The organism is Actinokineospora diospyrosa, from assembly GCF_024171925.1.
Lineage (GTDB): Bacteria > Actinomycetota > Actinomycetes > Mycobacteriales > Pseudonocardiaceae > Actinokineospora > Actinokineospora diospyrosa.
In genome coordinates this window covers 230,318-253,786 of the sequence record NZ_JAMTCO010000014.1, presented here as the reverse complement: position 1 = coordinate 253,786, position 23,469 = coordinate 230,318, and the positions used below count along the sequence as shown (strand labels likewise).

At 70.7% G+C, this 23,469-nt stretch carries 21 protein-coding genes; 9 read left to right on the top strand and 12 right to left on the bottom strand.

The window, feature by feature from the left end; all coding sequences use genetic code 11:
* Window positions 1–1,251 precede the first annotated feature (1,251 nt).
* From LV75_RS27400 to LV75_RS27380, 5 genes are all read left to right on the top strand, one after another.
* Window positions 1,252–1,413: a hypothetical protein gene (locus LV75_RS27400; protein ID WP_253889955.1), complete on the top strand. Its 162-nt coding sequence runs from the start codon at window positions 1,252–1,254 to the stop codon at window positions 1,411–1,413.
* 232 nt (window positions 1,414–1,645) lie between these two features.
* The gene (locus tag LV75_RS27395; RefSeq protein ID WP_253889953.1) at window positions 1,646–2,137 is read left to right on the top strand and encodes a helix-turn-helix transcriptional regulator; all 492 of its coding nucleotides are present in this window, start codon (window positions 1,646–1,648) and stop codon (window positions 2,135–2,137) included.
* 200 nt (window positions 2,138–2,337) lie between these two features.
* Window positions 2,338–3,204 carry a lytic murein transglycosylase gene (locus LV75_RS27390; protein ID WP_253889951.1) on the top strand — a complete coding sequence of 289 codons (867 nt, stop codon included), beginning with the start codon at window positions 2,338–2,340 and terminating at the stop codon, window positions 3,202–3,204.
* A gap of 47 nt (window positions 3,205–3,251) precedes the next feature.
* Window positions 3,252–3,605: a hypothetical protein gene (locus tag LV75_RS27385; RefSeq protein WP_253889949.1), complete on the top strand. Its 354-nt coding sequence runs from the start codon at window positions 3,252–3,254 to the stop codon at window positions 3,603–3,605.
* A 2-nt stretch (window positions 3,606–3,607) separates the two neighbouring features.
* Window positions 3,608–3,955 (top strand): DUF3817 domain-containing protein, encoded by a 348-nt coding sequence (locus tag LV75_RS27380; RefSeq protein ID WP_372504241.1) that lies wholly within the window; start codon window positions 3,608–3,610, stop codon window positions 3,953–3,955.
* A gap of 22 nt (window positions 3,956–3,977) precedes the next feature.
* Here the strand turns inward: LV75_RS27380 and LV75_RS27375 are convergent, their stop codons facing one another.
* The 3 genes from LV75_RS27375 to LV75_RS27365 are packed head-to-tail and all read right to left on the bottom strand — an operon-like array spanning window position 3,978 to window position 6,405.
* Window positions 3,978–4,817, bottom strand: a complete 840-nt coding sequence (locus LV75_RS27375; RefSeq protein ID WP_253889945.1) for a spermidine synthase — start codon at window positions 4,815–4,817, stop codon at window positions 3,978–3,980.
* Entirely contained in the window at window positions 4,814–5,215 is a 402-nt protein-coding gene (gene speD / locus LV75_RS27370) for an adenosylmethionine decarboxylase (RefSeq protein ID WP_253889943.1), read from the bottom strand. The genes LV75_RS27375 and speD overlap by 4 nt, the downstream gene beginning before the upstream one ends.
* Window positions 5,216–5,238: 23 nt before the next feature.
* Complete coding sequence (locus LV75_RS27365) at window positions 5,239–6,405, bottom strand: type III PLP-dependent enzyme (protein WP_253889941.1); 1,167 nt, start codon at window positions 6,403–6,405, stop codon at window positions 5,239–5,241.
* A 103-nt stretch (window positions 6,406–6,508) separates the two neighbouring features.
* On the opposite strand from LV75_RS27365, the gene LV75_RS27360 reads away from it, so the two are divergent.
* From LV75_RS27360 to LV75_RS27350, 3 genes are all read left to right on the top strand, one after another.
* On the top strand, window positions 6,509–7,771 hold the full coding sequence (locus LV75_RS27360) for an MFS transporter (RefSeq protein ID WP_253889939.1): 1,263 nt from the start codon (window positions 6,509–6,511) through the stop codon (window positions 7,769–7,771).
* Between the two features lie 1,102 nt (window positions 7,772–8,873).
* Window positions 8,874–9,938, top strand: coding sequence for a GNAT family N-acetyltransferase (locus tag LV75_RS27355; protein WP_301319851.1), 1,065 nt, complete (start codon window positions 8,874–8,876; stop codon window positions 9,936–9,938).
* A 33-nt stretch (window positions 9,939–9,971) separates the two neighbouring features.
* Complete coding sequence (locus LV75_RS27350; RefSeq protein WP_253889935.1) at window positions 9,972–11,537, top strand: succinic semialdehyde dehydrogenase; 1,566 nt, start codon at window positions 9,972–9,974, stop codon at window positions 11,535–11,537.
* Between the two features lie 369 nt (window positions 11,538–11,906).
* On the opposite strand, the gene LV75_RS27345 is transcribed toward LV75_RS27350, so the two are convergent.
* The 4 genes from LV75_RS27345 to LV75_RS27330 form a co-directional block, all read right to left on the bottom strand.
* Window positions 11,907–14,882 (bottom strand): helix-turn-helix transcriptional regulator, encoded by a 2,976-nt coding sequence (locus LV75_RS27345; RefSeq protein ID WP_253889933.1) that lies wholly within the window; start codon window positions 14,880–14,882, stop codon window positions 11,907–11,909.
* A 30-nt stretch (window positions 14,883–14,912) separates the two neighbouring features.
* Window positions 14,913–15,077, bottom strand: coding sequence for a hypothetical protein (locus tag LV75_RS27340; RefSeq protein ID WP_253890021.1), 165 nt, complete (start codon window positions 15,075–15,077; stop codon window positions 14,913–14,915).
* A 902-nt stretch (window positions 15,078–15,979) separates the two neighbouring features.
* Window positions 15,980–16,183: a DUF397 domain-containing protein gene (locus LV75_RS27335; RefSeq protein ID WP_253889931.1), complete on the bottom strand. Its 204-nt coding sequence runs from the start codon at window positions 16,181–16,183 to the stop codon at window positions 15,980–15,982.
* 21 nt (window positions 16,184–16,204) lie between these two features.
* Window positions 16,205–17,062, bottom strand: a complete 858-nt coding sequence (locus LV75_RS27330; protein WP_253889916.1) for a helix-turn-helix domain-containing protein — start codon at window positions 17,060–17,062, stop codon at window positions 16,205–16,207.
* Window positions 17,063–17,602: 540 nt separating this feature from the next.
* On the opposite strand from LV75_RS27330, the gene LV75_RS27325 reads away from it, so the two are divergent.
* On the top strand, window positions 17,603–17,950 hold the full coding sequence (locus LV75_RS27325; protein WP_253889915.1) for a hypothetical protein: 348 nt from the start codon (window positions 17,603–17,605) through the stop codon (window positions 17,948–17,950).
* 111 nt (window positions 17,951–18,061) lie between these two features.
* On the opposite strand, the gene tesB is transcribed toward LV75_RS27325, so the two are convergent.
* The 5 genes from tesB to LV75_RS27300 all read right to left on the bottom strand — a co-directional run bounded on the left by tesB (window position 18,062) and on the right by LV75_RS27300 (window position 23,354).
* Window positions 18,062–18,952: an acyl-CoA thioesterase II gene (gene tesB, locus LV75_RS27320; RefSeq protein WP_253889914.1), complete on the bottom strand. Its 891-nt coding sequence runs from the start codon at window positions 18,950–18,952 to the stop codon at window positions 18,062–18,064.
* 123 nt (window positions 18,953–19,075) lie between these two features.
* Window positions 19,076–20,500, bottom strand: a complete 1,425-nt coding sequence (gene pyk / locus LV75_RS27315) for a pyruvate kinase (protein ID WP_253889913.1) — start codon at window positions 20,498–20,500, stop codon at window positions 19,076–19,078.
* Window positions 20,501–20,596: 96 nt separating this feature from the next.
* Window positions 20,597–21,259, bottom strand: a complete 663-nt coding sequence (locus LV75_RS27310) for a DUF2461 domain-containing protein (protein ID WP_253889912.1) — start codon at window positions 21,257–21,259, stop codon at window positions 20,597–20,599.
* Window positions 21,256–22,029: an aminotransferase class IV gene (locus tag LV75_RS27305; RefSeq protein WP_253889911.1), complete on the bottom strand. Its 774-nt coding sequence runs from the start codon at window positions 22,027–22,029 to the stop codon at window positions 21,256–21,258. The genes LV75_RS27310 and LV75_RS27305 overlap by 4 nt, the downstream gene beginning before the upstream one ends.
* A 200-nt stretch (window positions 22,030–22,229) precedes the next feature.
* Window positions 22,230–23,354 (bottom strand): S8 family peptidase, encoded by a 1,125-nt coding sequence (locus LV75_RS27300; RefSeq protein ID WP_253889910.1) that lies wholly within the window; start codon window positions 23,352–23,354, stop codon window positions 22,230–22,232.
* Window positions 23,355–23,469 lie beyond the last annotated feature (115 nt).

The window sequence follows — 23,469 nt, the reverse complement described above, 5'->3', positions numbered from 1 at the left end:
CCCCCGTCAGGTCCGCCCCAGCCCACCTGATCAGCCATTGGACACTCGGACCTAGCGGTGCCAACCCAGCTGCCGTCAGGTCCGCCCCAACCCACCTGGCCAGCCCCTGGACACTCGGAACGGCCGGTGCCAACCCAGCCCGCCCTCGGCTGCCCTGCCAACCCAGCGCCTGGACAGTCGGACTCGCTGGTGCCAACTGCTCGATGGGGTGGACCTGTTTTGCGTGGGGGGACGGCAGCCGTAGCGTCGCCTCGCGGCAGGGCCATGCTTTTCGGCCCCTGCTGTGCGGTCCTGCCACGGGTGTCGTAGGGGCCCCGCACAAAACAGGTCCACCCCATCGAGCACAGCTCGAAAATCGCGGATCGGGCCCGAGGTTGCCGCCAGGCAACGAGGCGTCCGATCCCCGGGTGGCCGAGGTCGCCGCCAGGCGACGAGGCCGTCCACCGGAGCCGAAGGCGGAGGCCCGAAGTTCTTGCCCCGCACTCCCAACCCCGGCCTACGCCAAGATCAACCTGATCGAAAGCCCCCAAATACACAGCCTACCGAGACGCACCGACACAACGGGAGCAGCGAACAACGCCCTGTGGACAACAGAAGACGTTGTGGACAACCAACCCCCCACCCGCCGCCACAACCCAGCCCCCCAGCAAGATCAACTACCCCAGAAGCCCCCGATATACAGCCTACCGACGCACCCCCACAGAACGGGAGCGTCAACCAGCCCCTGGGGACGAAGCACCAGGTTGTGGACAACCCCCACACAAGCGCACACGCTCAAGCGCCTCAAACGGAAAACGGCTGTGAGGGTGCTTGTGGCGTCCTCACAGCCTCCGGCACGGCCGCGCTGTGGCGGCCTGCCCGGCGCCCGCCTGCTGGGCGGGGACCGAGGGCCTTCCGGCCCCGCGCGCCAGGCAGGTGACCCCAGCAGCGCGCCTCGACTTTCTACCCGGTCACCGGGCCCCGTGCTGTCCCAACCCGGCCGTCGGCCCAAAGGTGACACCGTTTCTGGGATGGCGGGTCGATCTTGGCGTGGTCACCGGGTGATCGGCGCGTTCGGCCCGTAGGGTGACCGACCCGACGCGGGCGGTGGTCGGGGCTGGTCCGAAGAGGGTCTCCGGTTTCACCGACGGCGACCGCGCCCGTCGAAATCCCGCGCGCGGTGGTCAGGATGGGGGATCATGGACCGGGCGCCGGGGTCGGGAGCCGTGCCGGGGGCGCCGCGAGGCCGGGTATGAGGACTGGAGTGGATCGATGAACGCCAAGAAAGTCGTGCTGCTGGTCGCGGTCGCGCTGGTGCTGTTCTACGTGATCAGCCAGCCCACCCAGGCCGCGCAGGCGGTCCAGGGGCTGTTCTCCTGGCTGCGCGACGGCGCCGAGGCGATCATCACGTTCTTGAAGAACCTGTTCGCCTGAGTGGCCCTGGCCGCGACCGCCGAGCGCCCGCCGGGCCGTCGGTCGAGCCGCCACGCCGTCACGATCGGTGATGATCTTTGGTGGACCGAAGATCCATATTGGACCGTCCGGGTGGATCTGCCTGCTTTGGGGGTCCGTTCGGCGAACTGGTCCGTTTTGCCTCTGGCGATCTGTCGGTCCCTGCCCCTACGGTTTCAGCCATCGAGTGATCATGAGACCTCCAGGAGGCAGAATGCTCGACGATCCCGGGGTCGATGCCCTGGTCCGACAGTGGACCGCCGAGCGCGCGCAGGACGCGGACGCCGACGAGGCCCACCGCATCGCGTCCGAGTGGCTCGCCGATGCCCCCATCATCGCCTCGCCGGGCATCCCCGGCCAGCGAGCCCGTGCCGGGGCCTCGCGCTGGGCGACGGTAGAGGCGGCTGATCCGCGCTACCTCTCCGCGATGCGCAAGCGGCTGCCCGACGTGCCGCACGACCTGATCGCCGCCGCCGCGGGCTGGTGGCAGATGGTCGGTGGCGTCGCCGAGGCCGAGGAGTGGTGGGACGCGGGGATGAGCCCGCTGGACCAGCGCGCCCTCGACTACCGCGCGGCTGGCCTGGCGCCATCCGACCTGTCCCGACGGCTCGGTCCCCTCACCGTCCTGGAACACCTGCGCCGCGGCAGCGCACCCGCCTGGTGCGTGGCCCGCCTGCAGCGTCAGCGCCGAGACGGCGCCGCATAACGGTCGCGGACGGTGCCGCGTAAGAGTCGTGACGGCATCGCGTAATAGTCATGGCGGTGCCGCCTAACAGTCGCGATGGCGCCACATAGAGCTGCTACGGCGTCGCGTGACACGGCGCCCAGCACCCCCACCCCCGCGTAACGCCACTGTGCTCCCTCGTCGATGCTGTTGACGACCGGGCGCGCGCACCGCGCCCCGGCATGGACAGCGAGTCAGGCTGGAGCACGGTGGCGACCACGAACCCCGCGGGCAAGCCCCACCGAAGGTCCCGACGCGGCCCCGAACTGCTGCTGCGGTTGGCCCTCGTCACGCTGTTGCTGCTGGTCACGGCCGCGGTCATCTGGGTTGTCCGGATCGCGTCCGTGCCCGCCTCCGCCGCTGACGCGCCCGCCGACTCGGTCGAGCCAGCCGCGGTCGACCCGGACTCCGCCGCGCCCGTCGAGGCCGCCGGTGCCGTGCCGCCCGCAGCCGGGCAGGGCCAGCCGGGCGCGCGCACCGGTCCCGAGGCGCTGCGCCCCTGGGCTGAGCGCCTCGGTCGCACCACCGACATCCCGCCCCGGGCCCTGATGGCCTACGGCAACGCCGAGCTCGCCGTGCGCGCCACCAGCCCCCGCTGCGGGCTGTCCTGGGCCACGCTCGCCGCCATCGGCCGGGTCGAGTCCGACCACGGCCGCTACGGCGACGCCACCCTCGGCGCGGACGGCCGACCGTCGATCCCGATCATCGGCGTCCCGCTGGACGGCTCCGCGGGGGTGCGCGCCATCGCCGACACCGACGGCGGCCGCTACGACGGCGACGCGACCGTGGACCGCGCCGTCGGGCCCATGCAGTTCATCCCCTCGACCTGGCGCACCTGGACCTCCGACGGCGACGGCGACGGGGTCGGCGACCCCCAGCAGATCGACGACGCCGCCTTCGCCGCGGCCCGCTACCTGTGCGCCGACGGCCGCGACATGACCAGCGCCAAGGGCTGGTGGCAGGGCGTCTTCTCGTACAACAACTCCGTCCCCTACGGCCAGCGGGTCTACGGCCTGGCCGACCACTACGCCCGCGCCGCGGCAAGCTGAGAACGGCTCTCAGCAAGCCGCCGGGGACCGCGGGTTAGCATCGGCGGGTGCGGGAACGACCGGGCGTGGCACGCAAACTCCTCGTGGTCGGGGTGTCCGTGCTGGCGCTGGCCGTCTGCTGCGGGCTCGCCTGGTGGCAGTGGGAGCGCTTCTCCTCGACCAACGGCACGTTCCAGAACCTCGGGTACGTCCTGCAGTGGCCGCTGTTCGGCCTGGCCCCCGCCTACATGTTCTGGCGCTTCCGCAAGCTGCGCCAGCGCGCGGCCGCCGAACCCGTGCCGGAGCCCGCCCCCGCGCCGCCGCCCAGGCCGGTCGTGCGGCCAGACGACGAAGAAGACGACGAGCTCACGGCCTACAACCGCTACCTCGCCGCCCTGAACGCGAACCAGGAGTCCCGATGAGCATGACCGACGAGGAGAACCCGGCCCAGGCGGTCGCCGCCAAGGGCGTGCGGGGGGCGCTGGCCCGCTACCGGGTGCTGGCCTACGTCGTCGGCGTCGGCCTGCTCGCGCTGGTGGCGGCCATGGTCGCCAAGTACGCGTTCGACAACACCACGCCGGTGGCCATCGTCGGCCCCGCGCACGGGTTCCTCTACGCGGTGTACCTGCTGTTCGCCTTCGACCTGGCGCTCAAGGCCCGCTGGTCGGTCAAGGGCACGCTGCTGGTGCTGGTCGCGGGCATGGTCCCGTTCGTCTCCTTCGTGGTGGAGCGCCGGGTCACCCGCCGCACGCAGGCGGGCCAGAAGCTCTAGGAGCCCCCGGCCCGCCGGTGCGCTACAGCGACTTGCGTACGGTGTATGGCGGGATCGTGTTGCCGCGCAGCGCGTCCGCGTCGATCGTCTCCGGCCGGTACGGCAACGTCTGGAGGCGCTCGAGCATCCGCGCGGTGGTGTCCGGGGTGGACTCGGCGAGTCCGAACAGGAACGCCCACTCGTGCTCGTCGGAGCCGTAGTACACCGTGGACCCGAACACGTCGTTGAACCGGCGCCACGAGCGGATGAGCGTCTCGTTGCGCCACATGGTCTGGCAGCCCGCCTGGCACACCACGACGCCACCCTCGGTGAGCACCGAGCGGCACCGGGTGAGGAACTCCTCCTCGTACAGGCGGTTGTGCTGGGCGAACTCCGGCCGCTCGTCGGGCAGGTCCACCAGCACCACGTCGTAGCGGTCCTGGGTCTCGGCCAGGAACTGCCAGCCGTCGGCGTAGTGCACCCGCACCGGGCCGTCGTGCGCGACGGCCTTGGCCAGCTCGTCGCTGGTGTAGCCGTAGGGCAGGTGCTCGGCGCACAGCTCCACGGCCTTCTGGTCGATGTCCACGTGGTCGACCACGCTCGCCCCGGCGGCCACCGAGATCTGCGACACCACGCCCTCGCTGGAGCCCACGACCAGGACCCGGTCCAGGGTCTTGGCCAGCAGCAGCGCGGGCACCAGCAGCGCCTCGTGGTAGGTCAGCTGGCTGAACTCGGTGCTCTGCCGGTCGTCGTCGCAGAACAGGCTGACGCCCTGGGCGGTCCGGCCGATGACCAGGTGCTGGAAATCGGTCTTGGTGTCCACCAGGACCTCGGGCATGTCCCACGTCCGGGTGAGGCCGGGGCCGAGCGGTTCAACGATCATCGGGCGGTCTCCGAAGGCACTGGGTGTCCCCTGTGGACGGTGTTGATCCTGGCGTCGAGCGCGCCGAGCCGGTCGCGCAGCAGGCCAGCGGCCAGCTCCGGGTCGGCGGTCTCGCCGCAGGTGAAGATGTCGACGAACATCGAGCCGATCTCGGGGTAGGTGTGGATGGAGGCGTGCGATTCCGACAGCAGCGCCAGCACCGTCACCCCCTGCGGCTCGAACTGCTTGGCGACCACGTCGCAGATGGTGGCGCCCGCGTCCCGCAGGGAGGACTCCAGGGCCTCCCGCAGGAAGCCCAGATCATTGAGCAGCAACGGATCGACCCCGTCGAACTCGGCCAGCACGTGTCGGCCCGCGAAGAAACCCACGCCCGGTTCAGGCGCACGGTCATACGACATCTGTCTTACCTCCTGCGAGGAAATCAGCCGACGAAATGCGTCGGAAGGGGCGGAAAACCGTTGAACGACACCGAGGAGTAGCTCGCGGTGTACGCGCCCGCGTCGAGGATGTCGACGTGGTCGCCTGCCCGCAGCGCCGTCGGAAGACGATACGGGGTGTTCTGGTAGATCACATCATCGCCGTCGCAGGTGGGTCCCGCGATGATGACCGGCCCGCTCGGTTCCGCCGGGTGGGCGGTGCGCAGCCGGTAGGCGATGTACTCGTTCTCGGTCTCGGCCAACCCCGAGTAGCGACCGATGTCGAGGTAGACCCACCGGTGGGCGTCGGTGTCGGACTTGCGCGACACCAGCACCACCTCGGACCTGATCACCCCGGCGGTGGCCACGATTGCCCGACCGGGCTCCACGACCAGCTCCACCGGGGAGTCGAAGTGCGCGGCGACCGCGGCCCGGATGGCCCCGGCGTGCGCGGTCAGCGGCGGCGCTGGGTCGCGGTAGGAGGCCGGGAACCCGCCGCCGAGGTTGAGCGAGCGGGTCGCCACCCCCGCGTCCGCGAGCCCGCGGGCGATCGCGCCCGCCTGGGCGATCCCGGCGGTCCAGGCCGCCGGGTCGGTGTGCTGGGACCCCACGTGGAAGCACGCCCCGTCGACCGACAGGCCCAGGTCGGCGGCCTTGCCGAGCAGGCGCAGCGCCATCTCCGGGGAGCAGCCGAACTTCGCGCCGAACGGGGTGCCCGACGCGGGGGCGTCCACCAGGAACCGGCACCACACCCGGGCGCCGGGGGCGTGCTCGGCCAGGTTCGCCAGGTCGCCCTCGGCGTCGAAGGTGAACCGGCGCACGCCGACCGAGTGGGCGTAGGCGATGTCCCTGGCCTTCTTGATGGGGTTGCCGTAGGACAGCGCGGCCGGGTCGGCGCCCTGCGCCAGGCACAGGTCGATCTCGCCGGTGCTGGCCACGTCGAACGAGGACCCCTCCTCGACCAGGGCCCGCACCACCTCGGGCGCCGGGTTCGCCTTGACCGCGTAGAAGATCGAGGCCTCCGGCAGCGCCGCGAGCATCGCGCGGTAGTTGGTCCGGACCACATCCAGGTCCAGCACCAGGCACGGCGTCTGGGGCGCGCGGTCGTCGAGGAACGCGCGCAGCCGGGTGGACAGTCCCGGTGACCCCTCTGAGTCGAGCACGGCGAGCACTGTAATACCGAGGTGCCCGGATCCGGATGGGCCGGCAATGACCGACTCGATCACACTGGTCGTACTATCGCGCCCGGGGGACCCTCGGTCGGCGGGAGGCGACATGGCCGTGACGCCAGGGATCCGCGCGGGCTACGCGCTCGGATCGCTTACCACCGGGGCGTTCGGGACCGTGCCCGGTCTGCTCCTGCTCCCGCTGCTGACCGACCGGCTGGCCGTCCCGGCGGCGGTGGCTGGCGTGCTCGTGTTGGTGCCCAAGGCGTGGGATGTGGCGTTCAACCCGGTCGCGGGCCGAATCAGTGACCGGGCAACGAATCGCCGCCCGTTCCTGCTCCGCGGCGGCCTCACCCTCGCCGCCCTGTTCGCCGTCATGTTCCTCCCCCCGATCTTCGGCACCCCGGCGGGCGACGGCGCTTGGGTCGCGGTGTCCTTCCTGGCCTGCGCGACCGCCTACGCGTTCTTCCAGGTGCCTTACGTCGCTATGGCCGCCGAACTCACCGACGACTACCACGAGCGGACCCGCCTCATCGCCTGGCGGGTCGCCACCCTGGCCATCGCGATCCTCCTCTGCGGCGCCGGAGCCCCACTCATCCGGGACTCCCTCGGCGGCTACCGCCCCATGGGCCTGGCCGTCGCCGCCCTGATAGCCCTGGGCACCCTCGGCGTCTACTTCGGCACCGCGAAGGCCCCTGTTGCGCGCATCACACCCGCCGGAGCCCGCTTCGGCGACCTCGTGACCGCGATCCGAGCCTCCCGCCCCTTCCGCCGTCTCCTCACCGCCTTCACCATCCAGGCGGTCGGCATAGGAACCCTCCTGGCCGGAGTGGACTACCTCGCCCGAGTCGTCCTCAAAGACCCCGGCGCCCAAACCCCCCTCTTCGCCGCCTTCGTCGCCCCCGCCCTCTTGGTGATGCCGCTGTGGCAACGAGTAGGCCTCCACTGGGGCAAACGCCGCGGCTACCAGATCGCGACAGCACTATTCGCCCTCTCCATCGCCGCCGTCGTCTTCGTCCCCCCGATGGCACTCCTAGTCCCCCTAGTAGCCCTAACCGGCGTCGGCTACGCAGGCCTCCAGGTCTTCCCCATGGCCATGCTCCCCGACATCATCACCGCCGAAGAACGCCGCACCAACACCACCCAAGCCGGCCTCTTGTCAGGCATCTGGACAGCGGGAGAGACCCTCGGACTGGCCTTGGGCCCAGGCCTATACGGCCTCCTCCTAGCCCTAGGCTCCTACACCCCCGGCGGCTCCCCCGATCAGCCACCGTCGGCCCACCTCGCCATAGTCCTGGGCTTCACCCTGATCCCAGCCATCCTGGCCCTCGCTGCCCTCCCCTTCATGTCCTCAAAGGACGACGCCCGCTAACACCTCGCTCTGCCTATAGGAACTGGACGCCACGCACGTGCAATAGCACCCCCGCTGGCTCCATCCCACCCCGCGCAAGATCATCTGCCACAAGAGCCCCCGATATACAGCCTAACGAGGAACCCCGACAGAACCGGGCCAGCGATTGAGGCCTGTGGACAACAGAACACGTTGTGGACAACCACACGCCAGCCCGGCACCTGGACACACGGAAGCCAAGGTGCCGCCCCAGCCCAACCCCTTGAACACTCGAACCCAGCGGTGCCAACGCAGCCCCTTGGACACTCTGACCCGACGGTGCCAACCCGCCCCCGCCAGGTCCGCCCCAACCCACAAACCCAGCACCTGGACACTCGGACTCAGCGGTGCCAACTGGCCTTCCGTCAGGTCCGCTCCAACCCACAGTGCCAACCACTGGACAGTCGGACCCTGTGGTGCCAACCCGCTCCCCGTCAGGTCCGCCCAGTCCACAGTGCCAGCCCGTGGGCACTCGGACCCTGCAGTGCCAACTGGCCTTCCGTCAGGTCCGCCCCAGCCCACCTGCCCAGCCCATGGACACTCGGACTTGGCGGTGTCAGCTCAGCCCGTTCTCGGCTGTCCTGCCAGCCCAGCGCCTGGACAGTCGGACTCGCTGGTGCCAAGTGCTCGATGGGGTGGACCTGTTTTGTGTGGGGGGACGGCACCCGTAGCGTTTCCGCGCGGCAGGGCCTGCTTTTGGGCCCCTGCTTTGCGGTTCTGCGTCGGGTGTCGTAGGGGCCCCGCGCAAAACAGGTCCACCGCATCGAGCTTTTACGCATTGTCGCGGATCGGGCGCCGAGGTCGCCGCCAGGCGACGAGGCGTCCGATCCCGGTGGCCGAGGTTGCCGCCAGGCAACGAGGCCGACCCCGCAACCGAACACCCCAGGGGCTGGCGCGCGCGGCCGGGCACGCGCCTCCTCATCCACGCCCTCGCAGCGGACAAGCACCCCACTACCCCTGACCGTACGACCTTCGTAGGCGAAACGGCTGCCCATCAGGACAGCCACAAGGGAGGACCCACCCGCTCACACGACCGAAACACGCGAACACCCCATCGGCAACACTGCCCGCGCACGCTGTCCCCATGCGCAGACCCACGACGTGGCGCCTCCGGGTACGCCTAGATGACCGACCAGGCACTCTCGCCCGCGTGACCACGCGGTTGGCCGCGCGTGATTGCAACGTTCTGGGCCTCTCAGTACTACCCGTACCCGGCGGGGTTGTCGACGAGATCGTCGTGAACACGCCGGCGGACTGCGCACCGGCGGACTTGGTGTCCGACCTCCGCGCTGAAGGTGGGCGTTGCGTCGCGATCACCCGCGCGGACTTGCACCACTTGGTCGACCACACCACCGCTGCCCTACGCGCGGCAGGTGCGGCTCTACAGGATCCGGCGACCACAGCCGAAGCGGTGCGCCTGCTGCTCGGCGCCGACTCGGTTGTCCCGGCCGACGCGGAAACCGACCGGGCAGACGACGGCGGTCACCGCGCGGTGGTAGCGCTGTCTGAGGGCACAACCCTGGTGGCGCGGCGCGGATGGGCGCCGTTCACGGAGGTAGAACTGGCCAGGGTGGGCGCGTTCGGCGAGGTACTGCGTCCCAATCACGACACCGCTACCGCAGTGATTACCCGCACGGGCGCAGGAATCGTGCTGCGCACCGGTACGCCTACCGACGCCGAAGCAGTCGCGGATCTGCATGCGCGTTGCTCGGCGCGGACCTTGTTCACCCGCTACCACGCGGGCTTGCGGACGCTTCCCCGTCGCTGGTTGCACCGGCTCTTGCAACCGCCGCGGGGCACGACGCTGCTGGCGTTGTGCGGCGCGGAGGTGGTGGCGATCGCGCAGTTGATCCGGACCGCGGACCCTGCCGAGGCCGAGATCTCGGTCCTGGTCGAGGACGGCTGGCAGCGGCAGGGCCTCGGGACGGCCATGATCGACCGGCTCGCGGCGCTGGCCAGGGCGGCCGGGCACGACCGGATGGTGGCCTGGTGCCTCCCGGCGGAGGCCGGGTTCGCGCGGGCGGCGACCGCGTCCGGGCTGCCGGTGGCGATCCGCCGCGAGGACGACGTGCTGCGGGTGGCGCTGACCGTGCGTGCCGCTGTGACAGCGGACCGGGACCAGGTGACGAGCATCCCTACTCAGAAGTAACATGGGGGCTCCGCCCCGGCAGAAGGAGCCCCCATGACCACGATCGGCACGGTCCCCGGCGCGCCCACCGCGACCAGGGCCGAGCGGTTGGTCGCGCGCGCGGTCGCCGGTGCGGCCCCGACGACGGTCACGATGAACGCGCCGTTCACCGGTGCGCCTCTCGTCGCGCTCCCCCAGATCGACGACGCAGACGTCCGACGTGCGTTTGTCACCGCGCGCGAAGCGCAGCGGGCATGGGCCGCGACGCCGGTGGCGGAGCGCGCGCAGGTGTTCCTACGGCTGCACGACCTGATCCTGGACCGGCAGGCGGAAGCGCTGGATCTCATGCAGGTCGAGACCGGTAAGTCCCGCTTAGACGCCTACGACGAGGTAGCGGTAACGGCGATGACGGCGGCCTATTACGGGCGCAAGGCTCCTCGCTTGCTTGCCCCTAAGCGCAAAGCGGGCGCGCTGCCGGTCTTCACGAAGACCACCGAGGTCCGCCACCCCAAGGGCGTGGTGGCCATGATCTCGCCATGGAACTACCCGCTGGCTCTTACGGGGATGGATGCGATCCCGGCTCTAGTGGCGGGCAACGCTCTCGTGCAGAAGCCGGACAACCAGACTGCGTTGAGCGCGCTTTGGTTGCACGAGTTGGCAAGCGAGGCAGGGCTACCGGACGACGTGTGGCAGATCGTGCTCGGTCGCGGTTCGCGTATCGGCAACGCGCTGATTGAAGAGGCGAACTACCTCGGCTTCACCGGCTCCACCGAGACGGGTAAGGGCTTGGCCGCCAAGGCAGCGGCGTTGCTGACCGGTTACTCGATGGAACTCGGCGGCAAGAACCCGATGATTGTCCTACCGGACGCCGATGTGGATCGCGCGGCGGCGGGCGCTGTCACCGCGTGCTTCTCCTCGGCGGGCCAGCTTTGTGTTTCCGTGGAGCGGATCTACGTGCACGAGAGCATCCGGGAGGCGTTCACCCGGGCGTTCACGGCCAAGACCACGGCCCTGCGCCTGGGTTCGGCGCTCGACTACGGCGTGGACGTGGGGTCGTTGACCTCGCCCGAGCAACTGGCGACGATCACCGAGCACGTCGAGGACGCCGTCCGCAAGGGTGCCCGGGTCCTGGCGGGCGGCAGGGCGCGACCGGACCTCGGACCGCTGTTCTACGAGCCCACGATCCTGGGTGACGTGCGGGAGAGCATGACGCTGCACGCCGAGGAGACCTTCGGCCCGGTCGTGTCCGTGTACGGCTACACCGAGGTCGACGAGGCGGTGGAGTTGGCCAACCGCACGCGCTACGGCCTCAACGCCAGCGTGTGGACGCGGGACGTGCGGGCGGGCGAGGCCGTCGCCGCGCGGGTGCACGCGGGCACGGTCAACGTCAACGACGGCTACGGCGCCGCGTTCGGCAGCCTGGACGCCCCGATGGGCGGGATGGGCGACTCCGGCGTGGGGCGGCGCAACGGCGCCGAGGGACTGCTCAAGTACACCGAGGCGCAAACGATTGCCGCGCAACGGGTGCTGCCACTGCGCCCCGGCCGCGCGATCCCGGCCCGGCTGTGGACCGCCGGGCTGACCCTCGGCCTGCGCGCGCTCAAACGCCTCCCCCGCTGACCCGCCCGTCCACTTCGGACCCACTCAGGCAGGCGATCCGGAGAGCACCCCCACTCACCACGAGAGCAACTTGCACGCCCAGCCGAACGCCCCGACTGGGAAGGCAACAACCCCACCACGGTGCAGGCAGAAGGTGCCGCTCCCGTTCTCCAGTGCGAACACCCGTGGCATCCGCCCCTCAACGCACGAATGCTCCAGCCCGGGAATTCCGCCCTTCCACACCGCACCACCCGAATGGCCAATCACATGATCACGAGTTGTCCACAGCCCGCCCGCCGAACGCCCAGTTCTGTCGGCCGCCCTCGGTAAGCTGTGCATTCGGGGGCTTTCCGTTAGTTCGATCTTGGTCAAGCCCGCCGAACCGGGCGCTCACGTGGACAGCAGGCCGCGGTCGTAGGCCACCGCCACTGCCTCGGCGCGGCGGCTGGCGCCGAGTTTCGCCATGATCCGGCTCAGGTGCACGCTCACCGTCTTCTCGCTGATGAACAGCTCCTCGCCCACCTGCCGGTTCGTCCGCCCCGCCGCGACCAACCCGAGCACGGCGCGTTCGCGCGGGGTGAACGGGTCCACCTCGTCGCGCACCTGCACCGACTCCAGCAGGGAGATCCGGCCGCGGCGGGCGATCTTGCGGATCGCGTCGGCCAGTGGCTTGGCGCCCAGCCGGGTGGCGACCTCGTCGGCCAGGCGCAGGGCCTCGGTGGCGCCGTCGCGGTCGTCGGTGGCCAGGAGGGCCTCGGCGAGCCTGCGGCGGCACACCGCCTGCTCGTAGACCGCGCCGTAGTCGAACGCGGCCGCGGCGACGCGCCAGGCGGCCGGGTCGTTGGCGTCGACGAGGCGGGTGTACTCGGCCTCGGCGCGGGCGAGCCAGGCCAGGCCCTCCGGCCCGAGCGACCCGGTGCGCGGACTGCCGCACTCGGCGGTCTTGCGGACCATCCCGATCAGCTTCTCGCCCTCCGCGAGCGACTCCGCCACCGCGTGCCCGGCGCGGCGCGCGGCCACCGCCTGGTCGGCGTGCGCGGAGATCCCGACGGCCCCGATGCGGATCCCGGCGAGCACCCACTGCTCCCCCGCCCGCGCGACCCAGTCCAGCGCGTCCCGCACGGCCTCCACCGCCTTGTCCGGGCGCCCCCGCCAGGCCGCGAGTTCCGCCCCGACCGCGCCGGTGGCCAGCGGGATCTGCAGGTCGCGGTGCCAGTCCGCGCGCAACTCGGCCAGCAGCCGCTCCGCCTCGGCGAAGCGACCGCGCCCCACGGCCACGTACGCGCCGACCGCGGCGAGGCGGGCCGACACGGTGCTGGACACCTTGTGCCCCGGGGGTTCCGCGGCGGCCTCGCTGCCGTCCCAGTCGCCGCGGGCGTAGCGGATCACCACCTGCACGACGCGCAGTTCCAGGCCGTACGTGCTCCAGGTCAGCCCGGTCGTCCCGGCTCGCAGGACACCGGCGTCGACCACCTCGGCCGCTTCGTCGAGGCGGCCGGACTCGTAGAGGTTGACGCACAGGGAGTACCGGGCGCGCAGTTCGACGGTGATGGCCTCGACGTCCTCGGCGCGGGCCATGGCGGCCACCAGGCGCTCCCGCGACTCCTCGGCGTGCCCGTCGGCCTCGGCCAGGATCGCCAGCGTCGTCAGCGCGTCCGCCTCCGGACCACCCGCACCGACCTGCCTGGCGACGGCGACCGCGTGTTCGGCGCGCTCGCGGGAGTCGGCGTTGCGGCGCAGCCCGCGCAGGATCGTGGCGTACGCGGCCAGCACCCACGCCTTGTCCGGGCTCGGCGGCCGGTCGGCGACCAGCTCCCACGCCTGCTCGATGCTGTCGAGCGCGTCACCTTCCCGGCCGTCGACCGCGTAGAACGACTGCGCCAGCCGCCTGCGCAGTTTCGCGGCCCGCTCGGGGGCGACCGGGGTGTCCGCGGCGCGCACCGCGGACTTGGCGAACGCTATGGCCCGCTCCGGGTCGCCGGACATGCCCGCCACCCAGGACGCGTGCTGCAGCAGGTTCTTCTCGTCGACATCGTCGGGGCGCTGCTCGGGTGGCACCGCGTCCCAGAGCTTCAAGGCGCGTTCGACGTGCTCTAGCGACTCGGCAGGCGCACCGAGCCGCTCGGCCTCCCAGGCGGCGGACACGGACGCAGCGAGCGCGGCGGGGAGCGCGTGGCTCTCCATGCTGTGGTGGGCGAGTTCGGCGGCCGTGCCGCGCATACCGGAGTCTGCGAGCTGGCGGGCGTAAGAGGCGTGCAAACGGACCCGCTCACCCGGCAGGAGGTCGCCATAGACGGCCTCGCGCATCAGGGCGTGCCGGAACATGTAGACGTCGCCGTCAGCCGGGACGAGAACGTGGTGGGCGACCGCTTCGCGTAGGGCGGCGTCCAACTCGGTCTCGTCGAGCTCGGCCACCGCGCGCAGCCGGGCGTCCGGCACCCGCCTGCCCGCCACGGAAGCGACCCGGACGACGGTCTGGGCCGTCGGGCTCAGCCGCTCCACCCGGGCGAGCAGGACGTCGACCAGGGTGGCCGGGATGCCCGTGTCGTCCGAGGCGGAATAGGCCGCCAGCAGCTCCTCGGCGAAGAAAGCGTTGCCCTCGGACCGCCCCGCGACCTCACGCAGCACCCGCTCGGAGAGCCGGTCCTCGGCCAGCGCGGTGACGAAGGTCCGCGCGTCGGCGGTGCCGAACGGGGCCAGGTCGATCCGCTCCACCTGCGGCAACCGCACCAACTCGGCCAGCAACGGGCGCAGCGGGTGGCGGCGGTGCAGGTCGTCGCCGCGGTAGGTGCCCAGGATCAGCAGCCGCTGCGACCGCAACCGCGACAGCAGGAACGACAGCAGACTGCGGGTCGACGCGTCGGCCCAGTGCAGGTCTTCGAGCACCAGCAGGACCGGCGTCTGCTCGGTGAGGTCGGTCAGCAGCCCGTGCACGGCGTCGAACAGCTGCAACTGGCCGATGTCTTGCTCATAGCGGGGCCCGACCACCGGGATCGCCATCCCCGAGGCGACCCTGCCGGGGTCTGGGCGCGCCGGTAGCGCTATCTCGGGGAACAGCCTGCCCAACGCCGGGCGGGCCGCGGCGCGCTCACGCACCGCGGCCAATGCCTCAGCGATCGGCAGGTAAGGCAACCCGGTCTCACCGGCGTCCAGGCAGCGACCGGTCAGCGCCAATGCCCCCAGGTCGCTGGCGATGGACCCGACCTCTTCGGTCATCCTGGTCTTGCCGACGCCGGCATCCCCGGCCAGCAGCACCGCCGAGGCCCGCCCCGCCACGGCGGCCTCGACCGCCGAGCGGAGCCTGCGCAGTTCACGACCGCGCGCGACCAGGGGTATTCCCGAACCAAGACGCGGCATGTCCAGCATGCTCGCACACCCCACCGACGCCGTCGGCGCTCACGCGGCGCGATCGCCCTGCCTCGGGTCCGGGCGCTGCCCGGAGAGCCTGCGCCACCAGGGCGCCCTGCGCACCTCGCGCAGGTGCAGGCGGCTGGTCCGGTCGAGGGTCCCGTGCCTGCGGTAGTTGACCTCGGCTTGGACCGCTTCCATCGTCCACTCCACGTGGATCACTCCTCTGTTGGTCGCCGGGGTGGTTCCCGGTTGAGAGCAACAGTGGTGCTGAGGTGGGGGCGCGGGGATCGGGTGATCGCGTGGTTCTGGCGTTGGGGGGCCTTAGGTGGGGCGGGTGGGGTGGGTCGATGGACGGGGTAAGGGGGGTGTGGGGGGCGTCTGGGTAAGGGGTGGCTGGGCTGGGCCACAGGGTCGGCCTCGTCGCCTGGCGGCGAGCTCGGCGACCCGGGATCGGACGGCCTCGTTGCCTAGCGGCAACCTCGGCGTCCGATCCGCGACAATGCGGAAAGCTCGATGGGGCGAACTTGTTTTGCGCGGGGCCCCTACAACACCCGACGCAGAACCGCAAAGCAGGGGCCCACAAGCAGGCCCTGCCGCGTGGAAACGCTACGGGTGTTGTCCCCCCACGCAAAACAAGTCCGCCCCATCGAGCCGGCCTGGCACCAGCGACTCCGACTGCGCGGGGCTGGGAAGGCGGGCTGAGGCGGACCTGACGGAAGGCGAGTTGGCACCGACGGGTCCGAGGGGCGCGGGGTGATCAGGCGGGTCGGGGCGGACCTGACGGGGGGCGAGTTGGCACCGCCGAGTCCGAGTGTCCACGGGCTGGGTAGGTGGGTCGGGGCCGGTCCTGACGAGGGCTGGGTTGGCGCCGCGACTTCCGACCGCAAATTTCCGAGTGGCCAGGGCTAAGTGGGTGGGCTGGGCGGACCTGGTGGGTTCCGAGAATCCCAGTGGGGGCGAATCCAGGGAGAGACGGAGGGAGGGGACCGGGGGATGAGAAAGCGAGGGAGTGAGGGGGAACGGGGCCACGGCGTGCCGTGGCCCCGCCACCGAGTGGGTCCCGGACCGGGGTGCTGTCGATCATCCCGGGCGCGGGGGCCGCGCGGTCTGGATCACCTGGCGGCGAGAAGGTTTCCCTTCACGGCACCGACGAAGGCGGTCCACTCGATGTCCGCGAACGACAGGTGCCCGAACTCCGCGTTCTTGGAGTCGCGCACCGTCGCGCCGCTTCCGCCTATCACGAGCTCGACGCAGTCATTGCCCGAACTGCGGCTACTCCTGCGCCATTCGGCGCTCGCGAGGTCAGAAACAGTCACGCCCCACTCCTCTCGTGTTATTCAGGAATCACGGATCAACTCCTCCGTGACCCGTTGGACCAGGGCGACTGAGTCGTCCGGTCGCAACGCCGCCGCACGCAAGTGGTCGAACAACAACGAGTACTTGTGGACATCGGCTGGGGATTCGAGGTAGACGCCGTTGGCGGTGCTCTCCACGTAGACGACGTCGGGGTCGACCTGGTCGGGGAAACCGAGGATGAGGAAGGGGGCCTCCATGCCCGCGTGCGCGCCAGCGGAGAACGGCACGACCTGGATGGTGACGTTGGGCAGGCGGGCGACCTCGACGAGCTTGAGCAGCTGTTCGCGCATCACCTCGGGGCCGCCGGTGAGCCTGCGCAGCACCGCCTCGTCCATGACCGCCCAGTACTCCGGGGGGTGCGGGTCGGTGAGCAGCCGCTGGCGGGTGAGCCTGGCCTCGACGCGCATGTCGATCTCGGCCTGCTGGGCGTCCGGGCGGATGGCGTGCAGCACCGCCCTGGTGTACGCCGGGGTCTGCAGCAGGCCGGGGACGATGAGGGCCTGGTAGGCGCGCAGCGCCGACGAGTCGGCCTCGAGCCCGACGAAGGCGCCGGTGAACACCTCGTTGTAGGCGTGCCACCACCCCTTCTGCCGCGCCTCCCTGGCCAGCTGCACCAGCGCGTCGCGCTGCTCGTCGACGATGCCGTAGAGCTCGGCCAGGTCGCGCACGTCGCGCGGGGTGACGCTGACGTGGCCGGTCTCGATTCGGCTGATCTTGGAGGCGGAGCATTCGAGTTTCTCGGCGACCTCGTCGATGGTCAGTTCCGCCGCTTCCCGGAAACGCCGCAGTTCGGCGGCGAGCCTGCGCCGCCGAACCGTCGGACTCGGTCCACGGGTCACGTCCGCACCTCGTTTCCGACCGCGCCAACTCCAGCGGTCACAGCGTGTTGGGCGTCCAGGATGTCCGGACCTTCTCGGCGCGGGTCGACCGCGCGCCGTGGGCAAGTGTCGGTGCTGATCATGTCGAACACAAGCAGTGCGGCGGTGCGAGATCCCGCTCAGTCCGATCGCGTCCGGAGATCGGTCGCCGTCACCCGATCGAGTGGTGCAACTTGCAAAATGGTGCTGCCACAATGCATTCTGCCTATGAAATCGCGGGCGCGGCCGAAACGGACGCGACGGACAGCGGAAATGAACCCGTCGGGGGACGTGGGGCGCACCAGAGGGGTCATCGGCCGAATCGGCCGTCCGCTTGAGAGCGACGCGGGATCGTTGACCGGTCACGGATCCAGCGGGGTTCCGGTGATGGTTTCCCCCCACCCGCGGTCGGGTTCGCGGTGCGCGGTCGGGGATGGCGCTCCCGGGTGCGGGGTCGACGGGCAGGGCACGGACGGCGTAGGTCAAGGACGGCGTAGGTCACGGATGGCGGGAGGCCACAGGGTGAGCGGGTCGATCTTCGGGCACATGGAGTCCTCGTTGCGGGGCTACCTGAGCGACCTCAGCGACCAAGCCCGCGACGACGGCGACGTCGCCGCGGCCCAACTGGCCCGCGCGGAGCTGCCCAGGGTCGTGGCGGCGTTGGGTGCGCTCCTCGACGAGCACCGGCCCGACTCGGACGGCCGCTGCCCCACCTGCCGCACGCGGCTGTTCACCCGGGCACCCTCGCCGTGCCGCGCTTACCTCACCGCACACCTGTGCCTACTGATCAACGACGACAGCCCGGTGGACGAGCCCGCCGACAGCACACTGGACTACGTGGACAGCTACCGCGAATACCTCGCGGGCTGAGAAGACCCGGGGCGCCGCGATACCCACCCCACGTCGCCGCGCCCCGACTGTGGGGCCCGGGCCTCTCCCCCGACGGTCCGGGCCCCACCCTCTCGGGCTACTAGGCGTTGTCTAGCCGAGCAACCGCAACAAGCCCTCTTGCACCACCGTCGCCACGAGCCTGCCGTCGCGCGTGAAGAACCGGCCAGTAGCAAGTCCTCGCCCGCCGGACGCGCTAGGCGACGCGCAGTCGTAGAGGATCCACTCGTCGGCGCGGAACGGTCGGTGGAACCACATCGCGTGGTCGAGACTCGCGCCCATGACCTTGTCGGTTCCCCAGTAGACGCCGTGGCGGGCGAGGACCGCGTCGAGCAGGGTCAGGTCGGAGGCGTAGGCGAGCACGCACACCTGCAGCAGCGGGTCGTCGGCGAGCTTGCCGTCCGCGCGCATCCACACCTGGTTGCGCGCGTCCCTCGGCCCGGTCTCCCTCGACAGCCAAGGCGGTTCGCTGACGTAGCGGATGTCGATGGGCCGCGGCCGGTCCGCCCACGCGCCGAACTTGGCGCGCAGGTCCGGGGTCATCCGCTCGCCCTGGGTGGGCAACGCCTCCGGGTCCGGCACGACCGGCATGTCCTCGGCGTGGTCGATGCCCTGCTCGGCGGTCTGGAACGACGCGGACAGCGCGAAGATCGCCTTGCCGTGCTGCACGGCCACGACGCGGCGGGTGGTGAACGAGCGGCCGTCGCGGATGCGGTCCACCTCGTACACGATCGGCACGCTCGGGTCGCCGCCGCGGATGAAGTACGCGTGCAGCGAGTGCACGCCGCGCTCCGGCGGCACGGTCCGCCCGGCCGCCACCAGCGCCTGGCCCGCCACCTGGCCGCCGAACACGCGGACCGAGGAGTGCTCCGGGCTCACACCGCGGTAGCTGTCGTCGTCGATGCGCTCGAGGTCGAGCAGCTCGACCAACCGCTCCAGCACGGCTTGGCCGCGCGGGACCCCGTCTTCCGCCAACTCGGTCATGGCACCCAGGCTAGTGCGCCGGGGACCACCGGGCCGGTGGGCCGGACCGCGATCGCTGCGAAGTCCACTGTGGACCCAAGCGCGACGTGGTGCCGAGGCGGGCGCCCCGGCACCGGGCACCGATCAGGCGTGGTCCTCCTCGCCGAGCCGGTGGACGCGGATCAGGTTGGTGGAACCCACCGTCCCCGGCGGCGAGCCCGCGACGATCACCACGAGGTCGCCGGGCTGGTAGCGGCCGATGGACAGCATCGACTGGTCGACCTGGCGGACCATCCGGTCGGTGGAGTCGACCTCCGGCACCAGGAACGTCTCGGTGCCCCAGGTCAGCGCCAGCTGGCTGCGCACGCCCGGCTCCGGGGTGAACGCCAGCAGCGGCAGCCGGGTGTGCAGCCGGGCGAGCCGCTTGACCGTGTCGCCGGACTGGGTGAAGGCCACCAGGGCCTTGGCGTTGAGCCGCTCGCCGATGTCGCGGGCGGCGTAGGAGATCACGCCGCGCTTGGTGCGCGGCACGTGCGTCAGCGGCGGGACGGTCGGGACCTCGGCCTCCACCGCCTCCACGATGCGGCTCATCGTCTTGACCGACTCGATCGCGTAGCGCCCGACGCTGGTCTCGCCGGAGAGCATCAGCGCGTCGGCGCCGTCGAGCACGGCGTTGGCCACGTCGGAGGCCTCGGCGCGGGTCGGCCGGGAGTTGCTGATCATCGAGTCCAGCATCTGGGTGGCCACGATGACCGGCTTGGCGTTCTCCCGCGCGATCTGGATGGCCCGCTTCTGCACCAGCGGCACCTGCTCCAGCGGCAGCTCCACGCCCAGGTCACCGCGGGCGACCATGACGCCGTCGAAGGCCAGCACGATGGCCTCCAGGTTGTCCACCGCCTCCGGCTTCTCCAGCTTGGCGATGACCGGCAGCCTGCCCCGGCCGACCCGGTCCATCACCTGGTGCACCAGGTCGATGTCGGCTGGCGAGCGCACAAAGCTCAGCGCGATGAAGTCCACGCCAAGGTGCAGGGCGAACTCCAGGTCCTCGATGTCCTTCTCGGACAGGGCGGGCACCGAGACGTCCATGCCGGGCAGCGAGAGGCCCTTGTTGTTGCTGACCGGACCGCCCTCGGTGACCTCGCAGACCACGTCCTGGCCCTCGACGGCGGTGACCACCAGGCCGACCTTGCCGTCGTCGACCAGCAGCCGGTCGCCCGCCTTGGCGTCGTTGGCCAGGCCCTTGTAGGTGGTCGACACCCGGTCGTGGGTGCCTGCGACGTCCTCGACGGTGATCCGCACGACGTCGCCGGTGCGCCACTCGACCGGGCCGTTGGCGAAGGTGCCCAGGCGGATCTTGGGGCCCTGCAGGTCGCCGAGGATGCCCACCGCGCGCCCCGCCTCGTCGCCAGCGGCGCGGACCAGGTCGTAGACCTGCTTGTGGTCACCGTGGCTGCCGTGGCTGAAGTTCATCCTCGCCACGTCCATGCCCGCGGCCACCAGGTCGCGCACCCGCTCCGGGGTGGCGGTGGCCGGGCCCATAGTGCACACGATCTTCGCTCGTCGGTTCACACCTGAACAGCTTAGCCGCCGTTGCTGTACCGATCAGGACGAACTCGCCGATTGGCCGACTCGATTCAGAGTGTTCTACCTCTGGTTACGTGTCAGCTACCGACCGCGATCGGACGACCCCACGTGGTCACGGGCCCATTCGTTGAACGCCCGCAGCTGCCGCCAGGCGGTGCGCACCCGGGTGAGGCAGCCCGGCTCGTGCAGGGTGTCGTCCGGCGGCCAGACCCGTACCGCGTACACCGAGCGGTACTGGAGCAGGTCGAGCCGGGGGTGGTCCTTGGCGTACCCGCGCGGGGCGGTGCGCAGCCGGTCGCCGTGGATGGCCCAACCGCCGCGCTCCAGCTTGGTGAGAACGGCGCGCAGCGGGTCCCCGTGGATCTCCTCGGCGACCGCGGCGCGGAAGCGGGCCAGCTGGTCGGACTCCATGTGGAAGCAGCCGCCGCCGACCCGCAGCCCGTCCGGGCCGACCTCGACGTAGTAGGCGCCCGCGCCGCGGCCGGACTCGATCACGCCGCCGCAGTGGTCCTTGTACGGCCGCTTGTCCTTCGCGAACCGGACGTCGCGGTGCGGGCGGAAGACCTTCGGGCTGCCGAACTCGCCGCCGAACTCCTTCTCCAGCTCGCCGAGCAGCTCGGTCATCGGGATCTTGACGTCGTTGTCGTAGGTGGCCTTGTTGGCGTCCCAGTAGGCCTTCGAGTTGTCGACGACCAGGCCGTCGTAGAAGTCGACCGCGTACTCGCCGAAGCCCTGGAAGCTCATGCCCGCTCCGCCGCGGTGAGGTCGTGCGCCTTGAGCAGCCGGGCGGTCGCCGCGTCGTCCACCTTGTACTCGACGTCGTCGATGTGGCTGATCGCGCGCACGGGCTGCAGGGCGTTGGTGGCGAAGGCGGCGCGGAAGCCGGGCAGGTCGGCCGCCGACACCGGCCGGGTCTGCACCTTCGCGCCCAGGCGGGCCAGGCCGCCCTGGATGAGGCCGAGCGCGATCCCGGGCAGGGCGGGCGCGGTCGGGACGACGAAGGTGTCGTCCTGGTCGAGGAAGCAGACGTTCCAGGTGGACCCCTCGCTGACCAGCCCGTCCGGCCCGATGAACAGCACGTCGTCGAACCCGGCCCGGCGGGCGAGCCTGCGCTGGTAGAACAGGCCGAAGGTGCCGACGTGCTTGACCTGCGGCAGATCCCGCTGGTACCCGGCGGTGCGCACCTTGAGCGGCCCGGTGACCGCGGGTGCCCGGCCGGTGGTCACCACGACCTCGGGCTCGACGTCGACCTCGGGGGTGCGCGGGTCGAACCCGGGCGCGTGCACGGTGACCCGGACCGCGACGGTGCCCTCGACGTCCACGATGGCCGCCCGGATCGCCTGCCGGACGACCGTCTCGTCCAGCCCCCGCCCGAACACCACCCAGGCGTCGCGGTCCAGCCGCTCCAGGTGCCGGGAGAGGCCCCTGGCTCTGCCCGCGGTGAGCAGCATGGAGGTGAAGTGCCCGTAGTTGACCAGGGCCAGGGACGCGGGGATGTCAGGCTGCGCACTCATCGCCCGCAGTCTCGCACGCCCTCCCGCACTTGGTCTCCCGCCTCCTCCTGCCGGACGGCTCACCCCCTCATTGCGCCTTTCACGGAGCGGCGGCGGACCAGAACCCGAACCCGACAACACGTCTGGACGGCGTGGAACCCGGCCTCACGGCCCAGCAGCCCCCACCACCGCCGCTCCCCTGTCCATTATCTAGATACCATCTAGCTCAACGCTGATCCGATGTACAGGAGACGATTGGGTGACCCCGTCCCGATGGACGTGAGCGCCCCGGTAGTGGCATCGGCGACGAGCGCGTCGCGAACTTGCTGCGGTGTGAAAGCAGGGCGCGCGTTCAACACCAAAGCGGCCGCACCAGCCACGTGCGGCGACGCGTAAGAGGTGCCGCTGCCACCGGTTCGGGCATCGTCGGCGGTGTGCCAGTCGGAAACGATCGCGGTGCCGGGGGCGAAGAGGTCGAGGCATGGCCCGATGTTGGAGAAGGTGGAGCGCTTGTCCGTCCTGTCGGTAGCGCCAACGCTGATCGCGGTCGGGGTGCTGGCGGGAGACCGGGTGCAGGCATCGGCTCCGTTGTCGTTACCGGCGGCGACCACCATGACGATCCCGTCGGCGACGGCAGCGGCAACCGCGTCGTTCGCGGATTGGATCTTCCCGCTCGACAGGCTCATGTTGGCGACGGCAGGTCTACCGGCTTGGTGATCGGCGATCATCCAATCGATCGCGGCGATCACATTGACCCACCGGCCGGACCCGTAGCAGTTCAACACCCGGACGCCCACCAACCTCGCCTGCTTAGCAACTCCGTGCGCCGCGCCGCCGACAACTCCGGAGACGAACGTGCCGTGCCCGTTGCAATCGCTTGCGTCCGCGTCGTTGTCCACCTTGTCGGTGCCCGACACCGCCCGGCCGCCGAAGTCCTGATGGGACATCCGGATGCCCGTGTCGATAATGTACGCCGTCACACCTGCACCGCCGTTGGGGTACGTGTAGCTCTTGTCCCCTGTGACGCCGCGCTGATCGATTCGGTCGAGGCCCCACGACGGCGTAGGGGTCTGGACTCCCACGATCCGTACCTCATGATCTGGCTCGACGTAACGCACGGCCGGATCCGCAGCCAAACGCCGAGCAGCGGCAGCGGAACCGCGCCACTCGAACCCCACGAGCGCGTGCCTATAGGTCTGTACGACGGACCCGCCGTATTGAGCGGTCAACGCCGAAGCGGATCGGACGTCCTTCACCGCCACGAGGTAAGAGCCGACAGCAGTGTCACCAATTGCCGGTAGTCCAACGAACGGCAAGCTAGCCACTAACAGCGCGAGCAACTTCATGGGTTTCTCCTGTTCATGCGCAGGGCGAACAGCCCGAAAGTAGCCACGCGCACGAGCAAAGAGGTCATCCGAACCCAACATAAAGTCCGGACATTTCCGCGCTGTTAAAGCTGAA